This is a genomic window from Achromobacter sp. 18P8.1.1 (assembly GCF_057799415.1).
In genome coordinates this window covers 82655-104686 of record NZ_JBYOKH010000003.1, presented here as the reverse complement: position 1 = coordinate 104686, position 22032 = coordinate 82655, and the positions used below count along the sequence as shown (strand labels likewise).

General features: G+C 66.4%; 14 protein-coding genes and 1 pseudogene. 7 read left to right on the top strand and 8 right to left on the bottom strand.

Translation table 11 applies throughout. The features are described 5' to 3' along the window. Positions 1-102: 102 nt before the first annotated feature. Together AC27VE_RS03625 and AC27VE_RS03620 are read right to left on the bottom strand one after the other, a co-directional pair. Complete coding sequence (locus AC27VE_RS03625; RefSeq protein WP_488703135.1) at positions 103-4551, bottom strand: autotransporter outer membrane beta-barrel domain-containing protein; 4449 nt, start codon at positions 4549-4551, stop codon at positions 103-105. Positions 4552-5457: 906 nt separating this feature from the next. Next, a pseudogene (locus AC27VE_RS03620) lies at positions 5458-5562 on the bottom strand (ESPR-type extended signal peptide-containing protein); the annotation flags it as partial. 402 nt (positions 5563-5964) lie between these two features. On the opposite strand from AC27VE_RS03620, the gene AC27VE_RS03615 reads away from it, so the two are divergent. Next, positions 5965-7212: a hypothetical protein gene (locus tag AC27VE_RS03615; protein ID WP_488703054.1), complete on the top strand. Its 1248-nt coding sequence runs from the start codon at positions 5965-5967 to the stop codon at positions 7210-7212. Positions 7213-7300: 88 nt separating this feature from the next. Beyond that, entirely contained in the window at positions 7301-7768 is a 468-nt protein-coding gene (locus AC27VE_RS03610) for a MarR family winged helix-turn-helix transcriptional regulator (RefSeq protein ID WP_488703053.1), read from the top strand. 73 nt (positions 7769-7841) lie between these two features. Here AC27VE_RS03610 and AC27VE_RS03605 read toward each other — a convergent pair whose 3' ends face one another. From AC27VE_RS03605 to AC27VE_RS03590, 4 genes are all read right to left on the bottom strand, one after another. After that, entirely contained in the window at positions 7842-9158 is a 1317-nt protein-coding gene (locus AC27VE_RS03605; RefSeq protein ID WP_488703052.1) for an MFS transporter, read from the bottom strand. A 62-nt stretch (positions 9159-9220) separates the two neighbouring features. Continuing rightward, positions 9221-12238 carry a c-type cytochrome gene (locus AC27VE_RS03600; protein WP_488703051.1) on the bottom strand — a complete coding sequence of 1006 codons (3018 nt, stop codon included), beginning with the start codon at positions 12236-12238 and terminating at the stop codon, positions 9221-9223. Continuing rightward, positions 12235-12756, bottom strand: coding sequence for a (2Fe-2S)-binding protein (locus AC27VE_RS03595; RefSeq protein WP_035212282.1), 522 nt, complete (start codon positions 12754-12756; stop codon positions 12235-12237). Before AC27VE_RS03595 ends, AC27VE_RS03600 begins: the two co-directional genes overlap by 4 nt. 112 nt (positions 12757-12868) lie before the next feature. Further along, complete coding sequence (locus AC27VE_RS03590) at positions 12869-14026, bottom strand: FAD-dependent monooxygenase (protein ID WP_006222426.1); 1158 nt, start codon at positions 14024-14026, stop codon at positions 12869-12871. 323 nt (positions 14027-14349) lie between these two features. Here AC27VE_RS03590 and AC27VE_RS03585 point away from each other — a divergent pair, with 323 nt between their 5' ends. Genes AC27VE_RS03585 through AC27VE_RS03565 form a run of 5 tightly spaced genes read left to right on the top strand, consistent with a single transcriptional unit; the run spans position 14350 to position 20134 of the window. Further along, positions 14350-15126, top strand: a complete 777-nt coding sequence (locus AC27VE_RS03585) for a maleate cis-trans isomerase family protein (RefSeq protein WP_006222427.1) — start codon at positions 14350-14352, stop codon at positions 15124-15126. Next, positions 15123-15974, top strand: a complete 852-nt coding sequence (locus AC27VE_RS03580) for an alpha/beta fold hydrolase (RefSeq protein ID WP_488703050.1) — start codon at positions 15123-15125, stop codon at positions 15972-15974. The genes AC27VE_RS03585 and AC27VE_RS03580 overlap by 4 nt, the downstream gene beginning before the upstream one ends. 45 nt (positions 15975-16019) lie before the next feature. Beyond that, positions 16020-17093, top strand: coding sequence for a 2,5-dihydroxypyridine 5,6-dioxygenase NicX family protein (locus AC27VE_RS03575; protein WP_488703049.1), 1074 nt, complete (start codon positions 16020-16022; stop codon positions 17091-17093). After that, the gene (locus tag AC27VE_RS03570; RefSeq protein WP_488703048.1) at positions 17090-17776 is read left to right on the top strand and encodes an isochorismatase family protein; all 687 of its coding nucleotides are present in this window, start codon (positions 17090-17092) and stop codon (positions 17774-17776) included. The genes AC27VE_RS03575 and AC27VE_RS03570 overlap by 4 nt, the downstream gene beginning before the upstream one ends. A 42-nt stretch (positions 17777-17818) precedes the next feature. Then, on the top strand, positions 17819-20134 hold the full coding sequence (locus tag AC27VE_RS03565; protein WP_488703047.1) for a xanthine dehydrogenase family protein molybdopterin-binding subunit: 2316 nt from the start codon (positions 17819-17821) through the stop codon (positions 20132-20134). On the opposite strand, the gene AC27VE_RS03560 is transcribed toward AC27VE_RS03565, so the two are convergent. Next, positions 20116-20661 (bottom strand): GAF domain-containing protein, encoded by a 546-nt coding sequence (locus AC27VE_RS03560; protein WP_488703046.1) that lies wholly within the window; start codon positions 20659-20661, stop codon positions 20116-20118. The two genes, AC27VE_RS03565 and AC27VE_RS03560, sit on opposite strands and share 19 nt — an antisense overlap. Beyond that, positions 20658-22013: an MFS transporter gene (locus AC27VE_RS03555; protein WP_088591338.1), complete on the bottom strand. Its 1356-nt coding sequence runs from the start codon at positions 22011-22013 to the stop codon at positions 20658-20660. Before AC27VE_RS03555 ends, AC27VE_RS03560 begins: the two co-directional genes overlap by 4 nt. Between the last annotated feature and the right edge of the window lie 19 nt (positions 22014-22032).

The following is a 22032-nucleotide window of genomic DNA, read 5'->3' as shown; positions in this document are numbered from 1 at the left end:
GCCTGACGGCCGCAAGTGCTGCTGTCGGCTAAGCGCTACCTCCGCCACCCCGGGGCCGGACACTGACCATGCCCGCCCCTCACCCGACGCAACCGCGGCGAACTACCAGCGCACCGTCACACCTACGCTCCCGTTGGGTCCCCCCTCGGTCCTGACGCTGCCGCCCGCAGCCCACATCTGGCCGAGTTCGCCATACACGCCAACGTTCGGACTGACCTGCCAATATCCGCCCAGCGCCACTTCCGTGCGGGTGCCGCCGGTGGGCGTCGAGATGTCGGTGGAGGCCGCCGGGCCGACGAAACGCGCGCTGTCCGTGCTACTGCCCGAATGCCACATATCGATGCGCGCGTAAGGCTGCACGGTGCCCGCGGCGGTGGAGATGCTGCTCTTAATACGCACGCCGATACGGGCGGCCCAGTTGCTCGCGGGGTCCTGTTGCACCTGAGCACCGACGAGGGTGCTGTCTTTCAGGCTCAGGCGCTGGTGCACCAGTTGAAGCTGCGGCTCGATGCGCCAACTCGACGCCACGTTGAACGACCGCCCCACTTCGACCGAGGCCAGCAAGCTGTGACCCTTGTTCTGGCTGGACTGGAAACCGTCCGGACCGATAGTGCTGCGGTGACGACCTGCCTGCAGCACGCTGTCGACATACAGGCCCTCGTCATTACGGTAGGTGGCGTAGCCACCCAGGTACTGGTTTTTCAGATCGTTGCGACCGGCGGCATAGCGGTCGATGCCCCGCGCAAAGCCAGTGACCTTCATGTCACCGTCGAGCTGGCCCACATAGAGGCCCGCGCGCCAGCGGGCATCGGCCCAGACGTCCGTGCCGGTCTGGAAACCGGTCAGGCGGCCCTCACTGTGCGGGCTGACGGCACCGCCCTGGCCCGTCTCGCGGTCGATGCTCACGATGCGGGCCCAGGCTTGGCGTTGGCGTTGCGCGCCGTCGCCGCCGTTCGCGACACCTGCATCGCCGACGCGCCGGTGCAGGGTGGCCAGCATAGCCAGGTTGGCCTCGCGCAACTGCTCGGGCAGGGCGGCGTACAGTGGCACTTCGGCGCGGTACGACGTCGGGCGCGGCGCCGCCGTCGTGGTGCTGCTCAGGTACGCGCCGCTGGTCGTGTTGTGGAGCTGGTACTCGTAGGCGCCCGCCAGCACCGGGGCCGACAACGCGAAGACATCGCCCTGGATGCTGGCACCGTTCTGGGTCCCGACGATCTCGATGCCGTCGCCCGTGGTCTGACCTCCCAGGCCGCCAAGGTTGGTGATGGCCACCTTGGTGTTGCCACTGGCCACGGCGCTGGCGCCGCTGAGCATCACCTTGTCCGTCGCGCTGCGGTTGTCGCCCAAGGCCGTGCTCACGGCCAGGGTGCCGCCCTGGCCGACCCAGGGGCCGGTGACAGTGAGGGTGGCGCCCGGTGCGCGGCCCATGAGGCTGACGGTGCCACTGTGGCTGATGCTGGCCACGCGCTGGTCGTAGCCCGCCAGGTCCAGCGTGGCGCCACGCGCGATCGTCATGGCGCTGCTTGTGCTGAAGGCGTTGGCCACGCCCGCGCGCAACGTGCCCTCGGCGACGGTGGTGGCGCCGCTGTAGCTGTTATTGGCCGCAGCCAGGATCAGCGTACCGCTGCCTTGCTTGGTCAGATCTGCGTTGCCGCTGATGCCGCCCGTGAGGGTGGCGGTGTAGGTGCCGGTGTCGAAAGTCGGATCGTTGGTGCCCGTCATGCGGACAGGGTTGGCGACGATCAGGCCATCAGCGACGAAGCCCAGCGTGGTGCCGTCATCCATCGCCAGCACGCCGCTGCCCAGCGCGTCGCTGTGCCCCAGATCGATGCGCCCCGCCTTCAGTTCCGTGCCACCGCTGTAAGTGCTGGCGTCTGCAAGGGTCTGCGTGCCCGTGCCTAGCTTGATCAGACCGCCCGTGCCGCCGATGGTGCCGGCAAAATGCTGGTCGCTCGCGTCGCCGAAGGTCAACGTATGCGTGCCCAGCTCGACGCTGCTGCCAGCCACGCCCGAGAGCCAGCCGATGCCGCGATGGCCGTTGGCCGCGCTGATGTCCAGGGTGGCGCCACTGGCATTCAGGCCCACGCCGCCTCCGCCCAGATCGCCCGCACCGCGGAGCGCCAGCGTGCCGCCATGAACGATGGTGCTCACCGGTGCCAGCGCCCGGTCCAAGGTCCAGCCGCCACTGCCGTTCTTCACGAGTTCACCCGCGAAAGTGGTGCTGCCGGTCACTGCCTGCGAATAAAGCTGGTCCGGCGCGCTGCCGTCGAGCGTGAGGCTTGCAGCCGTATTGCTGCCGATGTTCAGGTCGCCCAGGATCTGGCTGCCGCTGAACAAGCTGACTGCATTCGCGCCCGTTGCGTTGAGCGCGACATCGCCCTGGATCGTTGCGCCCGAGCGGTTGAACACCACGGCCGCTCCCGTCACTGCGCGCACCGGGGTGCCGGCTGCGGCGAGCGTGCCCGCGTTGTCCAGCGTGCCGCCGTTGTTCAGCGAGATGGCGTTGGTCAGTGTCACTCCGCTGGCGACTTGCAGCGTCGCCCCCCGGCCTGCTCCGTTGTCCACCGTGACTGCGCCGCTGCCCAGCGCGCCATGGCTGCCCGCCACCAGCAGGCCTTCGTTGACCTGCGTGCCACCGCTATAGGTATTGGCGCCCGAGAGCGTCAACGTGCCGCCACCGACCTTGACCAGCGCATTGCCCGCCCCATCGACGATCGACGCCGAGATGCCGGCGCTGATGCCCGCATCGGTATTGATCGTGGCCTGCGTGCCCAAGGCCGGTTCCATGACCAGGCGACCCGGCGTAGCGCCGCTGTTGTCGGCCACCAAGTTGTAGCCATTGGCCGAAAACTGCAGCGTGTCGAAACGCTGCGGGCCCTGTACCGTCACGGTACCCGGCGTGGCGCCCGCGTCGCTGCCGAACACGGCCACCGAGCCCAGCGATGTAGCCGGTGTCGTATTCGTCGGCGCATCGTTGACCCAGGCGCTGGTGAAGCCGTTCCAGACGTCCCCCGAACCACCGCGCCAGAACTGCAGCGTCTGGCCCGTCCCCTGCACCGACAGGTTGATCTGGCCGTTCTGGCTGGTGTCCAGTTGATGCCCGGCCACCGTGAAGCTTCCACCCGTGCTGCTGACCTGTTGCGCATCGAACTGGCCGGAGAGCGCGCCCCCGTACTCGAACAGCCGGTACCAACCGGCCGACGCTGCGCTCGCCTGCAGCGTACCGCCCAGTGCGAGATCCCTCCCCACCTGAACCAAGTCATTGCTGACGCCGCCCACGGCGCCGGACTGGCCCAGTTGGAAGATGCTGGTGGAGCCGCTGCTCAGCGCGAGCACATCGCCAATGGTCAAGGTGCCGGGGCTGCTGCCCGGCGACAGCGTGCCGCCGCTGGCGACAGTCACACGGCCATCGATGCGGCCCACGCCGCCCAGCGTGCCGCCATCAACCTGCACATAGCTGCCGATGGCACCGTTCACCACCAGCGTGCCTGCGTTGACGTAGACCGGCCCGCTGTACGCGAGGCTGTTCCCGGAAAGCACCAGCGTGCCCGCGCCGGCCTGGGTCAGCGCACCCGCGCCACTGACGACGCCGCGCAAGGTCAGCATCGTCCCCGCGATCGGATCGAAGCTGCCATCGCCCGCACCGGCAGCGATGGCCCGCGACGTGCTGAAGGTGGTCGTGCTTTGCAGGCGGCCGCCGTTCAGCGTCAGGGCGCCGCTCGCCGCGCCAAGATTGGCGTCGGACGCCACGGACAGGATGCCGCCCTGGACCGTGGTGCCGCCGGAATAGCTGTTGCTGCCCGAAAGCGTAAGCATGCCGGTCCCGGTCTTGACCAGCGCCCCCCCGGAAAGAACACCGGTCAGGCCGAGCGTGGTTGCAGCGTTCGTGTTCAGGGTGCCGCCGGCGCCACCAATCACCACATTGCGCGACATGCTCAGGTTCGCCGTCGTCTGCAAAGTGCCGCCGTCGAGTGTGAGGCCGCCACTCTCAGCACCGAGGCTGGCATCGCCGCTGATGGCCAGCGTGCCCGCGCTGACCGTCCATGGCGTGTGGGATGCGATCGAGCCGCTCAGCGTCCAGGTGCCCGTGCCGACCTTGCCGAAGCTGCCGAAGTTCCGGTATTTGGCGCCGATCTCGCTGACCGCAAAACTGCTGGCGCCCGTGCCGCCAAGGTTCAAGGCATTGTGGGACCCCGCGCCGGTGGCGCCGACGACATTGCCCTGGATATCCGAGCCCGTGTTGATCTGCAGTGTGTTGTCGCCCGCAGTGAAAGCGATGGCATCCGCCCGCGTCGTGCCATCTGCGGCCAGCCCTCCCCTGATCGTGCCGCTGTTGGTGACGTTGAGGCTGGCCCCCGTGATGCCGACGCCGCCTTTTCCCACCGAGGCGCCGCCGCCGAGGATGGCACCGCCGTTGCCACCGCTGATGGTGCCGCTGTTGTTGATCGTGAGCGCATTGCCCACGATGCCGCCACCGCCCTGACCCGAGCTCATGCTGCGACCGGTGCCACCCACACCGCCTCTGATGGTTCCGGTATTGGTGATGCTCAAGTTGTTGCCGTTGAGACCCGCGCCACCGTTGCCAGCTCTCTCGCCGGCACTCCCGGCAGTGGTTTCCCCCACAGCACCGCCGTCTCCCCCCACCATCGTTCCGCCGTTCGCAACGGTGCCGCTGCTCGCATTGGAAAAGAGGACCGCCGTACCGCCATCGCCGCCAAACCCGCCGTAGGAGCCACCTTGTGAGGGATTCGGGCTTCCGCTGCCACCGGCACCAGCGTTGCCTCCGGTCAGGATCCCATTGTTGTTGTTCAGCGTCCCCCCGGCGCCCGTGGTGATCAACACGGCTGCACCGCCTTGCCCTCCCCCTGCGCCGGAACTGTTGCCCCACCCCGATGCCGTGAGCTGACCTGCCGCGCCCCCGGTGCCCCCCACACCGCCCGTGATCTGGATCCCACTGTTGACAGTCAAGGCGCCATTGGAAGAGACAGCACCCGCGCCGCCGCCGCCGCCACCACCACCACCGCCACCGGCCTCGCCGGATCCGCTGGCTTTCGCAGGCGCATCGGCGCCATTGCTACCCGCGCCGCCGGAACGGTTGGAACTGATGGTCGACGACGTCGTCAGAATGCTTCCGTTGCGAGCGCCCGCCGGCCCCCCTGCGCCGCCGTTGCCGCCGTTACCGCCGCCCCCTCCGTTGCCCGCGCCAGCACCCGAGATGTACATGGCGCCACCGCCGCCACCGCTGCCTTGTCCGGGATATTGGGCGCCACTCGGATTCGACGTCCAGGCCGTGCCATCGCCGCCTTCTGGGCTGGCACTGGTGCCCCCGGCGCCACCCGGAGCGAAAGGGTAAATGCTGGCTTGGCTGCCAGCGCCGCCATCGGCCCAGGCGCCACCGGCCAACAGCAGGCCCAAGGCCAGCCAGGCCGACTTTCCACACACCCCCGACACCCGCGCCACGCTTTGCGTGGCAGATTTGCCCGAGGACTTGCCCCGCGCAGCCCCCACTTCGGCCACCGCCTGCCAAACACCTACCGCCTCGTTGAACACCACGCGATACATCTTGTTCATACTTCTTCCCGCCCCCGTTGATTGCAGCGTCCACGGGGTAGCGAAAGTCTCCCCTGCCGCACCTCGACAGAAATGGGTGGCGCCCTTGCCGCGGAAATTAAAGAAATATAACTTTTTGAAACAGGACGGCCCATCACCGAAACTTGGTATTTCCCGGTGTTGCCCCAACGGCCCGACTCGCCGCGTTCGGGGCGCAGGCGCAGCACAAAGGCCCACGATGTCGGCGGATTGCCCCCCGGCATCGGCACCCTCAATTCCTCTTTCCGACTCCATGCACGTCGCTGGAAGACATCGCAGTCCATTCCCCGCCTCGGGGACATCCTCATCGTCGTGTCAGGTACAGTTCCGGTACCGTAATGTGGCGCATGCCCCAGACATTCCGCTCCCTGCGCGATGACGACAAAAACCTACCGGCACTACCTCTTCGGCATCATTATCTCGATCGCGTTGGCAGGCTGGCTTGCCGCGCTTGGCATCATCGCCGTGGCCTCCCCGAACCTGGGCTGGGGCATCGTGGCCTTGATCACGGCGGCGATCTGGGTGGGGGTGCCGCTTGCGATCGTGCTGGTGATCACCTGGCTCGCCTACATGGCACGCGACCGCGGGCAGGTGCCGGGTCGCGTGCATGCGCTGCTCTTCCTGCCGACCTTGGCGGCCTTGATGATTTATCCCATCAGCGAATCCATCGAGCAGGGAAAGTACGATTCGTTCAGCGCCGCCCATCCGCCCATTGCCGAAACGCATATCAACCTGAGCGGCAAGGACCTGTGGATCGATACCAAGCCGTATGCCAGCACTTCTTCGGGTGCGGGCCCGGATATGCCGCTTGCGGCCAGCGAACCCGCCCGGTTCGCGGCGTTCATCCGCTATCCCAACCCGCAAGCGGACGCCAGCGCGCCCGGCACGTTTCCTTATACGGGCGCGCGTTTGAACGACAAACTGGAACGCTACACCTATCGTGTTGCGTCCGGTGAAACCGGGGATTCGCTACCGTTGACCCGTCTGCCCTACCCCGACGTATCGCCGTTCTTTCCGATCCTTGGCAAGAAGGAAGCGACGATGCTCAGGCATCTCTATTTCCACTATCCCGATCATGTGGAAGTTGCACCCACGCTGCAACGCCTGGCGGGCATGACTGAGCAGCAGCTGGACGGCAAGAAGCTGAAAGGGCTGGTGTTGTTCAAGGCCCAGAACTACACGCCGAACGGGATTGCTCGGCTGGAGATCAATGGGCGAACGCTGGACGTCGGTGACCGCGCACTCGCGTCGGTTGCGCCGCTACCCGCAACCTGCCACGACTTCGCGTATCCGGTGGGCGGAGCGTTCCTGGATCTGGACCAACCACTGACCGTGCGTTGGCAGACGGTTGATGCGCCTCAGGCCTGGCAGACGGCGACCTTGCAAGTTCCAGCCTTCCGGCAGCCTCGGCCTATGGACGGGGAATCGACGCTGCTGCGTGTCCAGCTTTATTTCCTGCCGGATGGTAGCGTCGAGGGCGAACGTTTTGTCGAGGTCCGGCAGTCTCGCAATCAACTGGCCATACGCGCGACGGGCGTCCCGACGCGGGCGGCCGCTTATGCCGGCTGCGGCGGCGCATTCAGTGCGTTCAATCCGCAAACGGTGAAGCTGCTGGCGGACTAACTTTCGGTTCAAACGAAACCCACCGCCGCTCAAACCGTGTACCGTTGACAAAAGTCATGATATTCACCGCAGCACTTCAGATAGGCTTATGCGCAATATGAAAGGCAAGTCCTCGTCCACGAAGGATGGCTATTTGTTTTCTGATCAGATAGGTCACCTGCTGCGGCGGGTCTATCAGCGGCATACCGCCCTATTCCAGCAATACATACCCGACTCCCAACTCACCGCTGCGCAGTTCGTCGTGCTGTGTTCGGTGCGGGACAATGGCGCGAGCTCGTTGGCTGATCTGGTCAAGGCCACGGTCATCGACCAGGCCACCGTGCGCGGCGTGGTTGACCGGTTGAAGCAGCGCGAACTGGTCCAGGTGGACCACGACCCGATCGACCGCCGCAAGGTCGTCATCAATCTGACGCCCATCGGGCAAGAACTGGTTACGCAGATGGAACCGTTTGCCAAGCAGATCACCGAGAGCACGTACGGCAACCTGAACCCCGCCGAACGCCTGGCGCTGGATTTCCTGCTGACCAAAATGCTGAACGGCGACGAACAGGCATAAGGCCCGTTGGTCGCCGTTCGTCGCCGTTGGTCTTTCTTCCTGGCAATCAGCCAGGCGATCCATCAACCGTAGATCACTCCAGCGCGCGGTTGCGCGACTCCACGTCCACCGACCAGATGGCGACGGCGCCCGCCACCAGCATGCTGGACAGCACGACCAGCGACAGCGTGAAGTGGCTGGTCATGATGGGCGCGATGATGGCCGGCGCAAACAGCCCGCCGAAACGTGCCACCGCCCCCGCCATGCCCATGCCGCTGGCGCGCAGGTCGGTCGGGTAGACCTCGGGCGTGAACGCGTACAAGGCGCCCCACGTACCCAGCAACGAGAAACTCATCAGCAAGGTGGAACCGATCACGACGGCCGGCGACGTACCCAGGCTGTACAGCATGCACCCTACCGCGCTCAGGATCAGGAAGCCGACCAGCGTGGGCTTGCGGCCCCAGCGTTCCACGCCATAAGCCGACAGCGCGAAGCCGGGCAACTGCACCAGCGCCAGCAGCACCAGGAACTCCTGGCCGCGCATGAAGGCGAAACCTTCCGTGCTGAGCTTGACGGGCAGGTAGACGAAGACGCCGTAGTAGGCGATGGAGATCAGCGCCCATGCCAGGAACAGCCCGATGCTGCGGCGGCGGTAGCTGGCCGAGAACAACGCGAACATGGACTTGTGCACCGGCACTTCCGGCTGCAGGTGGGGCAGATCGACGTCGCGGCGGTTGACCCGCGCCACGCGCTCCAGCACCTTGCGCGCCTGATCCGATTTGCCGTTGCGGTTCAAGTACATCGGCGACTCGGGAATGTAGAAGCGCAACACCACGCCGATCAGGGCGGGCAGCCCGGTCACGAAGAAGATCACGCGCCAGGCGTCATCGCCCCAGGACGTTGCGGCCAGCGCCAGCAGTGCCAGGAAAATGGTGCCCACGGCCCAGAACGATTCCAGCAGCACCAGCCAGCGGCCGCGACGGTCGCTGGGCAGGAATTCCGCCATCATCGTGTAGTCCACAGGCAGCGTGCCGCCCACGCCGATGCCCGTCAGGAAACGCAGGAACAGCAACCACGTGAACTCCGGCGCGAAGGCCGATGCGACGCCGGCGCAGGCGTCGATGACCACGGCGATCATCAGGACCGGACGGCGCCCGATGCGGTCGGCCATCCGGCCGAACACGAACGCGCCGATCAACATGCCGATAAAGAAGATCGTGCCGCTTTGCAATGCCTGCGGCACGGTGATGCCGAAGGTCTTGGCGATCGACGGCGCACTGAAACCGATCGACAGCACCTGCATGGCATCCGCCATCCAGACCAGGCCAAATATCACGAAGAGCCGATACTGGAACTTGCCGACACCTGCCACCTGGATGGCCTTGTCCACTGAAACCAATGAAGCTGACATAGATGAAAAACCCCTTGTTGTGATCAACACAAACTGCTGCACGCGTTGTGGCCGCGCTTCCTTTAGTTCAGCTCCGCGTGCTCGCGCAGCCTGCTAATCGTGTTCGTCGGGTCTGGCCAGGGGTCTTTGCCTGGCGCATGGCGTTCCCGCAAATAGCCCACCAAATCCGCGATCTGCCTGTCGTCCAGCGCGTCCTTGAACCCCGGCATGTAGCCCAGCTCGTCGTTGGCCGGGGTCTGGATGCCGTTGAGGATCACCTGGATCAGGTTGTCGGGCGTTGCGGCGTGCAAATTGGTGTTCGAGCTCAACAGGGGCTTCACGCCGAACAGCGTGGGGCCGCTGCCGGCTTCATGGCAGACGGCGCACGCGTTCTGATAGACGCGTTCGCCGTTCACGCGCCGGCCCTGGAGGGATTGAATCGTGGCAGCCGCCGGCACAGGTTGCGCGGTGGGTCTCGCTTCGGATTGCGATGCGGGAGCGGGAACGGGCGCCGGCGCCGGCGTCGACTCCGCGGGCTGCTTGGCGACCGAGGCACCCGCCGCTTGCGGCAGGTCCAGCAAATAGGTCGTGATGGCCCTCACGTCGCTGTCGGGCAGTTCGGCCAAGCCGTGAATCACCGGCGCCATCGGCCCGGCCGCCACGCCGTGGCGAGGCGAATATCCCGTGCGCAGATACTGGAACAGTTCGTCTGCCGTCCAGCCGCGAGCGCCGGTCGCCAGCTGGTTCAGAGCGGGCGCGGTCCAGCCCTCGGCCTCGCCGCCAGCCAGGTAGTGCTCGCCCGTCTTCTCCGCGCCCAGACGGTTGCGCGGCGAGTGGCAGGCTGCGCAGTGGCCGGCACCCTGCACCAGATACGCACCGCGCAGCCATTGCGCGCTACGCGACGGATCCGGCGTGAAAGGCGTGGCGTCGTGGAACAGCGCATTCCAGCCCGCCAACAGCGGACGGAAATTGAACGGGAATGCCAGCTGCGTCTTGGGGGGCTCGGCCCGCACGGCGGGCTGCGACATCAGATAGCCGTACAGCGCCTGCATGTCCGCATCGCTCAGCTTGGCGTACGCCGTGTACGGAAAGGCGGGATACAACTGCCGCCCGTCCTGGTGCACGCCTTGGCGCATGGCGCGCTCGAACGCGGTGTACGACCAGCGGCCGATGCCGGTGCCGTTGTCGGGCGTGATGTTGGTGGTGTAGATCGTGCCGAAGGGCGTATCCAACGCCAGTCCGCCCGCATTGGCTTTGCCGCCGGGCGCGGTGTGGCAGGCGACGCAATCGCCCGCGGCCGCCACCAGGCGCCCGCGTTCGATGGCGCGCATTGAATACAGCGACACGTCGGGGCCGGCGGTCAGCGGCAGCGCCGGCTTCATCGGCCACAGCGCGGCGGCGATGCCGGCCAGCCCCGCCATGCCGGCGGCCAGCCACACCCACCCGCGCGCCAAGGGATTGCGTGTACGCTCGCGACGGCGGTCAGCCAGCGCCAACCGCAACTGCTCGGAATCAAACGGCACCTGCCGCAGGCGCACACCCGTTGCGTCCTGAATGGCATTGGCGATGGCGGCCGCGGCCGGTAGCGTTACCACGCCATCCAGGCCCAGTTGCCCCTGCGTCACCAGACCGTCTTCGGCGGGATCCACGCGGGACAGGTCCTTGGCGCCTTCGCGTCGACTCAATGCGCCGGCCTGTTCGTCCGCGGCGTTGATGGCGGGGCTTGACCAGTCATCAAATGCCGGCGGGCCCGCCAGCAGGCGGCGGGCGTTAGCCAGCAATCGCGGCGTCTGCTGCTCGATTTCGGGCAGGATCGGCGCGCGCTGCGCCGGATGCAGATGTTGGCTATCGTGGCCGGCGACCACGCGTGTCACGTCGACCTGGCCGGTTTGAGGCTGGACGGTGACCTCCGCCACCCAGGCGCTCCACACCATGCGGGCCGTACCGCTCTCGTCCACACACTGCACCTGCGCCGTGGCGAAGCCCGTGCCCCGCAACATACCGGGGCGCGGCGCGCCCCCGTCATCCGCTGCAGGCAACCCCGCCTGCTCCGCGACCCGTTGCGCCAGAGTTCGGCCCTGCCCCTGGGGCAGGTGCTGCAACCGCCACGCCAGCGGATCTTCATCACGGGCCAGCGCCTGCTCATGCCAGAGGCTTTCCTGGGCGAACACCTGGGCCGCGTTCAGCTCGTCGACGCTGGCGCGTAGCGGAACGGATGCCCGCTTACCGACTTGCACCGCCACGTCGCTATGCACCGTGGGCTGCGCGGCCGCCCGCGCCTGCGTCGGCTGGCTCAACAGGCGCGCCAAGCTGGGGCGCATCGCCCAAGGCGCGTCGGCCGCAAATACGGTGGTCAACGCCTGATTGCCATCAGCGCCGTGCGCCATCGCGGCCGGACTTGGAACGCGCTCGATCAAGTCCGTCGCTTGCGGCACGTACAGCACCAGTTCATCCGCCGCCTCGGTGTGGCAGGCCACGCAGACCGGCCGGCCGACCGCTTGCGACAGCAACGCCGCATCGGCGGCTGCATCCATCAGATCCAGCGGATGCACCGCATCTTGTTGGCCGACGAGCGCGTCATCGGCGCCAACAACCGCCAGCCGTATCGTGGCCTCGGGCTGTTGCAGCACGGCAGCGAGCTCGCGTCGCAGTATCTGTTGAACAGCCTGCGTGCAGGCCGGCAGCCACACGCTGGTATGCCCGTTCAGGCTCCATGCGGTGACTCGGGCACCAGGGCTGGGGTCAACTGAAGGAAGCCGCAGGCCGTAGCGGACCTGATCGGCGTCGGGCGGGATGGAACGCGGGGTCTCGACCGCATGGGCAGCTTGCCAAACGGGCGCGAGATCCGCCGCGGCCTGGCGGGCATATAGCGGCGATACCGCCACGACGCCCACGAAGTGCATGTGCTGCACCGTTGCCACCACGCCGGCCAGGGTTCGAACCTCGGCCAGGCGCACGCCCAGCAATTGGCTCCCGCGGTAACGCGTCCCGTCCCACGCCAGTTCAGGCGGACGCAGCGCAATGCCGTGCAACAGATCGGCGGGCAGCGCAGCCGGCAGGCCAGCGTTACCCGACGACGCCGCGCAAGCGTTCGCGCTCATCGGGCGGGCTCTTCCGTGACGGCAGCCGCGCGCAATTGCACGGCCCGCAACGCCGCCTGCATGATCTCCACATGCGTGCCGCAGCGGCACAGGTTGTGGTGCAGTTCGCTGCGCAGCGCTTGCTCGGTGGGGCAGGGATTGCGGCGCAACAGGGCCTCCACCGTCATGATCATTCCGTTCAGGCAATAGCCGCACTGCGCCGCCTGGCAGTCGATGAACGCCTGTTGCGTCGGCCCTGGCTGCTGCCGCGTGCCCAGCCCTTCCAGCGTGGTCACTGCCCGCCCCTGCGCCGCCCTGACCGGGATCACGCAAGACCGCGCCGCCACACCGTCGATCAGTACCGTGCACGCACCGCATTCGCCCAGTCCGCAGCCGTACTTCGGGCCGTTCAGCTCAAGGTCATTGCGCAGCACGTGCAGCAGCGCCGTATCGGGCGCTACCGGCACGTCGTACACGCCCCCATTGACCGTCAAACGGATCGGTGGCGGGGCGCTGCTTGGATTGACTGTGGATCCCATGGGCGTGGCGCGTGGCTACAGGTTGAAAGGGTGAAAGGTTGCCGTTACGCGGGCCAGGGATCAAGTCCCTTCTTTTGCCGGGGCCCTTTGTTGCCCGGCGTCGCGGCGCCCATCATGCTGCAGCCCGGGCTTTGGGTTCTACGAGCGGCTCACTGAACACGTCGTACCCGAAGCACCAAGACGGGTCTTCATTGGTGCGCAACCAGGTGTTGTCGTGCGAAATGCGCTGCACCTTGCTGGCGCGTTCAGCGCGGTTCGCTTCGTACAGCGCAAACGCCAGTTCGTGATTGTTCACGCCCACTTCCTTGAAGCACCGCGCCAGCATCGCGCCGTCTTCAATGGCCATGGCTGCGCCCTGCGCCATATGGGGCTTCATCGGATGGCAGGCGTCGCCCAGCAGCACCAGGCGGCCGCGGCTCCACAGCGGCAGCGGATCTCGCTCCAGCAATGACCACTTGGTTACCTCTACCGTGGCGTCGATCAGCGCCTGCACCGTGGGGTGCCAGCCGCTGAAGGCCTCGCGCATTTCATCCTTGCTGCTGGGCAGCCAGCGGTCGTTCAAGTCCCAGTGCTCTACGGGCACGCCCGTGACGTAGTAGAGCTCGTCGGCCTTGCCGGTCACGAAGTAGGTCATCATGTGGCGATCATCGCTCCACCACTTCACGCAGGCATCGAAGGGCAACATGCCGCCCTTGACCTGCGGCGTCGGGAACACCGCGCGGTGCGCCAGATACCCCGCGTATTTCGGCAGTTCCGGCCCCAGCAATTCTTCGCGAATCCGCGAGTTCACGCCGTCGGCGCCGATGACGATGTCGGCCTCTTCCGACGTGCCGTCGGCAAAGTGCATCACCACCACGTCACCCCGGTCTTCCACCTTGGTCAACGACTTGTCGTAGACGACGGCGCTTTTCGGCAGGGCGTCGATCAGCAAGGCGTGGAAATCGCCCCGATGCACCGTGAGATAGGACGCGCCGTAGTTTTTGACGGCGTAATCGCCCAGCGGAATCTGCGCCAGGATGTCGCCCGTTTGCCAGTGGCGGCTGTACCAGTAGTCGGGATGGGAGCCCTGGGCGTTCAGCGCGTCTTCCACGCCGATGCGACGCAGGATCTTCATGACGTTGGGCCCCACATGGATGCCGGCCCCTAGCCGCGAAAAGCCCGGCGCCTGCTCATAGACGCGGACGTTCAGTCCTTCGTTGAGCAGCAGCGCGGCGGTGGCGGCGCCGCCAAGACCGGCGCCGACGATGGCGATACGGGGGGATGTAGACACGGGGCTTCTCCTTGCTGGATGGTGAATGACTGGATAAGTAGATGCTTGAACACGTTGCCGGCCACCGTCAGGGCGACACCTGCGCACGGCCTTGGGATTTGAAAAATTATGAAGTACACACTTTATTTTTAGATATCAAATTTTTCAGAACCCGCGTAAACCCGAAGACAGATCACCAAAATAGTGCATGCTTTTCACAGCATTAGGTGAAAACCACTACGAAAACCAGGTTGGCTATCTGCCTCGCTCTTTGCAAGAATAGAGCGTATACGCTTCTTTTGAATTTATCGGAAACCCTAGCCCCCCCCCTTTCAAGGCACCTCATGACGAAGAATTTTCGAATCGGCCAGATCGTCCCCAGTTCCAACACGACCATGGAAACCGAAGTCCCCGCGATGCTGCAGGCGCATTCGTCCCTGCGGCCCGAGGACCGCTTCACATTCCATTCCAGCCGGATGCGCATGAAGAAGGTGCAGAAGGAAGAGCTGGCGGCCATGGATGCCGAGAGCGATCGCTGCGCGCTGGAGCTCAGTGACGCACGAGTCGACGTGCTGGGCTACGCCTGCCTGGTGGCCATCATGGCGATGGGCCGGGGCTACCACCGCGTCTCGCAGAAGCGCCTGTCTGAACGCACCGCCGAAAACGGCGCGGCCGCGCCCGTCATCACCAGCGCCGGGGCCTTGGTTGACGCACTGCACGTCATGGGCGCAAAGAAGATTGCGCTGGTGGCGCCCTACATGGTGCCGCTGACCGAACTGGTCATGGACTACATCGCCGCCGAAGGCTTCGAGATCGTCGACTGGCGTGCCCTGGAAATTCCCGACAACCTTGAGGTGGGCCGCCACGACCCCGCCCGCCTGCCCGGCATCGTCGCCGGCATGAATGTGGCCGACGCCGACGTGATCGTGCTGTCCGCCTGCGTGCAGATGCCGTCGCTGCCCGCCGTGTCGCAGGTCGAAGCCGAAACGGGCAAGCCCGTACTGACGGCCTCCATCGCCACTACCTACGCCATCCTCAAAGCGCTTGGCCTGGACCCCGTGGTGCCCGGCGCAGGCGCCCTGCTCTCCGGCGCCTACCCCTATTCCAGGAACCCGCAATGAGCCGCGCAGCCAGCACTTACCCTGCCAGTACCTACCTGTACGGCGGCCACGTCCACGCCAACGGCATCCGCCAGCACTATCTGCGCTACGGCGGCAACGCCGGCGAACGCGCCGAACGCCTTGCCGTCATCGTCATCCCCGGCATCACCAGCCCCGCCGTAACGTGGGGTTTCGTGGCCGAACACCTGGGCCGCCAGTTCGATACCTATGTGCTGGACGTGCGCGGACGCGGGCTATCGGCATCCGGGCCCGACCTGGACTACGGCCTGGACGCGCAAGCGGCCGATGTAACGGCCTTTACCCAAGCGTTGGGGCTGCAGCGCTACGCGCTGGTCGGCCACTCCATGGGTGGCCGCATCGCCATTCGTGCTGCCCGCCAACAGCCACAGGGCCTGGCACGCCTGGTGATCGTGGACCCGCCCGTGTCCGGCCCCGGCCGCCGCGCCTACCCCGCCAATCTGGCCTGGTACGTGGATTCCATCCGCCAGGCCACCCGTGGCATGACCGCCGAAGACATGCGGGCGTTTTGCCCGACGTGGACCGAAGCGCAGCGCCAACTGCGCGCCCAGTGGCTGCACACGTGCCACGAACCCGCCATCGTCCAAAGCTTCGAAGACTTCGGCCGTGACGATATCCACGCCGACCTGCCCGGCATCGCGCTTCCCCTGTTGCTGATGACCGCGGAAAAAGGCGGCGTCGTGGGCGACGACGACGTGGCCGAATGGCAAACCCTCGCGCCACAGACTCAGCACGTGCGCGTGCCCGGCGCGGGTCACATGATCCCCTGGGACAACGAAGCCGGGTTCTACGCCGCCTTCGGCGACTTTCTCGGTCGCCCGGTGGACTGACGCACCTCCCCTTTTCCCCCACATCTGCCGACCCAAGGAATCCCCATGTCCGTCAGCGATATCGATCTGATCCACGCCTGGAAGCAGGTGCTTACGCTCTCCCGGCTTGAAGCCGGCCAGATTGTCACGGTGCTTACCGGCGCCGACACGCATCCGCAAACCCTGCGCTGCGCCATCGCCGCTGCCACCGACATGGGCGCCCGGGTCAACCGGCTGGACCTGCCGCCCGTGAATGCCGACAAGTCGATCAGCCGCGACGCCCTGGCCTACCTGGGCACCACGCCGCTGACCGGCAACCCGGCTGCCATTGCGGCGCTTACGGCCAGCGATCTGGTGCTGGATCTGATGACGCTGCTGTTCTCGCCGGAACAGCACGAGATCCTGCAGACCGGCACCAAGATCCTGCTGGCGATCGAGCCGCCAGAAGTGCTGTGCCGGCTGGCGCCCACCGAGGCGGACCGCACCCGCGTGCAGGCCGCCGCCCGCCAGATCGAGGCGGCGCGTCAGATGCACATTACTTCCAAGGCCGGCACCGACCTGCGCTGCCAACTGGGGGATTTTCCGGCGATCTCGGAATACGGCTTCGTCGATCAGCCCGGCCGCTGGGACCATTGGCCCAGCGGCTTCGTGCTGACCTGGCCCAACGAAGGCCAAAGCGAAGGGCGCGTGATACTGGACCGCGGAGACATCCTGCTGCCCATGAAAGACTACGTGACCGAGCCGATCGAGCTCGTCATTGAAAAAGGCTACGTCACGCGCATCAACGGCGGGTTGCAGGCGGACATCCTCAAGGAATACATGGCCGCCTACGAAGACCCCGAGGCCTATGCGGTGTCTCACATCGGCTGGGGCCTGCAACCGCGCGCGCAGTGGTCCATGCTGGCCCACTACAACAAGGAAGCCCACATCGGCATGGACGCCCGCGCCTTCGAGGGCAACTTCCTGTGGTCCATGGGCCCCAACAACGAAGCCGGCGGCAGCCGCAATACCGCCTGCCATATCGACATCCCGATGCGCCACTGCAGCGTCGCGCTGGATGACCAGCCTGTCGTGATCAACGGCGTCGTGCAGGACGAACCGGGATTGGCCCGCGCCGCCCGCCGCAAGGAAGACAAATGAACGCAACCGTCCAGACCATCCCCTCCCAAGGCGCTTCCGGCGATATTTCCGCTTATTCGCGCCAAGGCTTCGGCACGCCGCTGCCGCTCAAGGCCCCTTTCGGGCTGCTGATCGTCGACTTCGTCAACGGCTTTGCCGATCCGGCGGTGCTGGGCGGCGGCAACATCCCCGAGGCCATCGCGCAGACCCGCCACCTGCTGGCGCACGCCCGCGCACAGGGGTGGCCGGTGGCGCACAGCCGCATCGTCTTTTCCGACGACGACGCCGACAGCAACATCTTCTGCCTGAAGGTGCCCGCGATGCTGGCCCTGAAGGAACACAGCAAGAACAGCGCCATCGTGCCGGAACTGGCCCCGGCTGCGGGCGAATACGTGGTGCGCAAGAGCACCCCGTCCGCCTTCTTCGGCACCATGCTGGCGCCGTGGCTCGCGCAGCGCGGCGTGCAGACCCTGCTGGTTGCCGGCTGCGTCACCAGCGGCTGCGTGCGGGCCAGCGTGGTGGACGCGATGCAGGCGGGTTTCCGGCCGCTGGTCGTGTCCGACTGCTGCGGCGACCGGGCCTTGGGGCCGCACGACGCCAACCTGTTCGACATGGCGCAGAAGTATGCCGCCGTCATGCCCCTGGCCCAGGCCATATCCAATACCGACGCCCTAGCGCAAACCCCGCTGTCTGGCGCCAGGTAATGCCGGCATAATCATTCCCCTGGCCCGAATGCCCTCTGCCCCATGACCCTGCCTCAGCCTCAAGCATTGGTTGGCACGCTGCTCGCCCACCCCGACGCGCTGCTGGTCGTGCGCGAGCCTTCGGCGCCGCCGCGCCCTGCGCCGGGCCAACCCGGGACCGCGACCGATTACGTCCAGGCGACGCCGGAAATCTTCATCGCGGTGCTGGGCGGCGCCGGCCTGCCCCACGAAGGGTCAGACCCTTCCGGCTGGCGCGTGCTTGCCTTCAACGGCCATGTGGATCTGGGTACGGGCATCAAGACCTCGTTGGCCCAGATCGTCGCCGAAGAACTGGATGTTCCGATGGCACGCCTGGAGATGGTGCTGGGCCACACCAACGCCGCCCCCAACCAGGGGCCGACGATCGCCAGCGCCAGCATCCAGATATCCGCGGTCCCCTTGCGGCGCGCCGCCGCGCAGGCCCGCGAGCATCTGCTTGCCATGGCAGCGCAACAGTGGAACCTGCCGCGCGATGCGCTACGGGTGCGCGACGGCGTGATCCGGGCCCGGGACGACAGCGACCCGCGCCAACTGCACTACGGCCAGTTGGTGCGCGGCCAGCACACGCGGCTGTCGCTGGCGCCACCCGACCAACCCGTCCGCCTGAAACCCGCCGAAGACTACCGGATCGTCGGGCAAGGCGTGGCCCGGGTCGATATCCCGGCCAAGGCCGCCGGCGAACTCAGCTTCGTGCATGACGTGCGCGTGCCCGGCATGCGCCATGGGCGTGTCATCCGCCCGCCCCACCCGGGACGCGACGCCGGTGACTTCATCGGGCGCTGCCTTATTGATGTGGACCGAAAATCCGTCGCGCACCTGGCCGGCAACGTGCAAGTCGTGGCGCAAGGCGACTTCATCGGCGTGGTGGCGGATCGCGAAGAACAAGCCATCGCCGCGATGCGTGCGCTGAAGGTCCGCTGGAAGCCGGTGCCGCCCGCGCCCCGCCTGGATAATCTTGCCGAGGCCATCCGCGCCCAGCCCGCGCGCGCCAGGCCGCTGATCGAAGACGGCGATGTCGACGCCGTGTGTGCCGACGCCGCCACGCACCTGCGCCGCAGCTACGTCTGGCCCTACCAGATGCATGCCTCCATCGGCCCCTCGTGCGCCGTCGCCGACTTTCGCGACGGCTGCCTGACGGTCTGGACCGGTTCGCAGAATCCGCACATGCTGCGCACCGATCTCGACCGCCTGCTGAAACTGGGCGAAGGCCAGATAGAACTGATCCGGCTGGAGGCCGCCGGCTGTTACGGGCGCAATTGCGCCGATGACGTCTGCGCCGACGCGGCGTTGCTGTCGATCGCGGTGGGCGCGCCGGTGCGCGTGCAGCTCACCCGCGAACAGGAGCATCAGTGGGAACCCAAGGGCACCGGCCAATTGATGGACGTGGGCGCCGCCATCAATGCCAATGGCGATCTGCTGGCCTACGACTTCGCGGTGCGATATCCCTCCAATGACGCGCCCGTCCTGGCGCTGCTGCTGACAGGTGCGATCTCTACCGAACCGCGCACACTGGAAATGGGCGACCGCACGGCGGCACCGCCCTATCGCTACCAGAACCGGCGCGTCGTCTGCCACGACATGGCGCCTTTGGTGCGCGCATCGTGGCTGCGCGGCGTGTCGGCGCTGCCCAACTCGTTCGCGCATGAATGCATGATCGACGAACTCGCCCACGCCGCCGGCGCGGATCCTGTCGAATACCGCATTCGGCATCTGGATGATGCACGCGCCGTCGCGCTGATCGACGCCACGGCCCAGCGGGCAGGCTGGCGTCCGTTCACGCCAGGCAGCCGCGGCACGCCCGACGCCGACGGCCAGTTACATGGGCGCGGCCTCGCGTACGCCCGCTACGTGCACAGCAAGTTCCCCGGATTCGGCGCTGCATGGGCGGCGTGGGTCATCGACCTGCACGTTGACCCGGCCACCGGCCGCATCACCGTCGAGCGCATCGTCGTCGGCCAAGACACGGGCATGATCGTCAACCCCGACGGCGTGCGCCACCAGATCCACGGCAACGTGAACCAGACGCTAAGCCGCAGCCTGCTGGAAAAAGTGGATTTCGATACCGCGGGCGTGGCCAGCCGCGAATGGGGCGGCTACCCCATCATCGGCTTCAAGGACTTGCCGCCCATCGACGTGCTGCTGATGCCGCGCCAGGACGAACCGCCCATGGGCGCGGGCGAGTCCGCCTCCGTTCCGGGCCCTGCCGCCATCGCGAACGCCCTCTTCGACGCCACGGGGCGGCGCTTCTATGAAGCGCCCTTCACGCCCGACGCGGTACGCGCCGTGCTGGCTCAGCCGGCTCAGACGCTATCGAGCTGAGACCGGTCCACCTGCGCGGCCGCCGACTGCGCAGCCCGCATTTCCTCAAGGAAAACCGGCGCGCACAAGCCGGCTATCACCGCCGCCAGGTCCTGATCGGCCGCGTCATAAGCATGCCGGCCAGCCAGCAGGTTCAGCGATCCGATCACCCGGCCTTCGTGGCGCACCGGAATATTCAGCGCCGATTGCAGGCCGCGGTCGATCAGCATCGGCGCTTCGGAAAACACCGACCGCACATCGTCTTCGTTACTGGCCACGTACAACCGCCCTTGCTCCAGTACATGGCGCGACCACGGACCGTTTCCCGTCGCCTTGAAGCCGCCCAAGGGGCTGATGCTCTCGTCAGACGTGTACAGCCGCTTCATCAGACGATGTTCCTCCAGATACAGCAGGGCGGTGAAGAGCCGATGTCCAAAGGCGGCGTCCAGCAATCCGGACACCACGTCCCACTGCGCTTCGCGGCCGCTAGCCAACCCCAAGGCGCGCGCGTACCCGGCCCAAGGCGAAAACACGGATGCCGGCGTCATGCGTTGATCTCCTCAAGCACCACGCCGCGCGTGTTCTTGCCGAAGAACAGGATGCCCAGGCCGCCAACCAGCAGAATGGCCGTCATCATCGCGAACACCCCCGCGAAGCCCAGCACCGGATACGCCACGCCCACGATGGTCGGCGAGGCGATCGAGCCGATCCGTGCGAAGGCGGAGGCCGCGCCCATGCCGGTCGCCCGGATCGACGTGGGATAGATTTCAGCCGTGTAGGTGTACTGGCCCGCGATCACGCCATTCATGCCGAAGGACAGCAGCATGCTCAACATGATGATCTGATGTTCGCCGCTGGCCAGCGCCAGGCCCAGCGCCGACAGGCACGACAGCAGCATGTAGATCAGGATCGTGTACTTGCGGCCGATCTTGTCGTTGAAGTACGCGGCCGAGAAATAGCCCGGAATCTGCGACAGGTAGATCAGGATGGTGTACGAGAAGCTCTTGGTGATGGTGAAGCCGCGTTCGACCAGCAGGCTGGGAATCCACACCAGGAAGGCGTAGTAGCAGAACAGCACGGTGATCCAGAACACCCAGACCAGCACGGTCGTGCCCAGATACGTCTTCGAAAACAGCGAGGCCAGCTTCGCCATCGCGCCTTGGGGCTCGGCAGCAGCGGAAGCGGCCTTGCGGGTGGCGATGGGCGTGGGCAGCGGACGGCCCAGCTTTTGCTGCACTTCAGCTTCGATCGCCGAGCAGATGCGGTCGGCTTCGGCGGTCTGCCCGGTATGCTCAAGCCAACGGGGCGACTCGAACAGCGACTTGCGCCACCACAGCAGGAACACGACGGGCACCGACGCAATGATCATGATCCAGCGCCAGCCGTCATCGCTCAACGGCACGATGAAATAGCCCAGCAAGGCCGACAGCACGAAGCCGAACGAAAAGAAGCCGGCCAGCGCGCCCGTGAAGCGGCCGCGGTACTTGCTGCTGACGAACTCCGCCAGGTACGGTGCGATGATGGCGCCTTCCGCGCCCATGCCGATACCCGCGATCATGCGCAGGATGTAGAACTCGTGATAGTTGCGGGCGAAGGCGTTGAAGAACGTCGCCACGCAGAACAGCAGCAGCGCCCACATCATGATCTTCTTGCGGCCGTAGCGGTCGCCCAGAATCCCCGAGAACAGCGCGCCGACCAGGAAGCCCACGTAGGTGCTGCTGGCGATCCAGCCGATCTGGCCGGTGGACAGGCCCCACTGCACGCGCAGCGAGGGGATGATGAAGGCGATGATGCCGGCGTCCAGCGCTTCAAAGGCAAGCCCCAGGCCGCCGATCATCAGCAGCCTGAAATGGAAGCTTGAGAACGGCAGCCGCTCCAGGCGGTCTGATACGGAATACATGGTGGAGATTTCCGGAGAA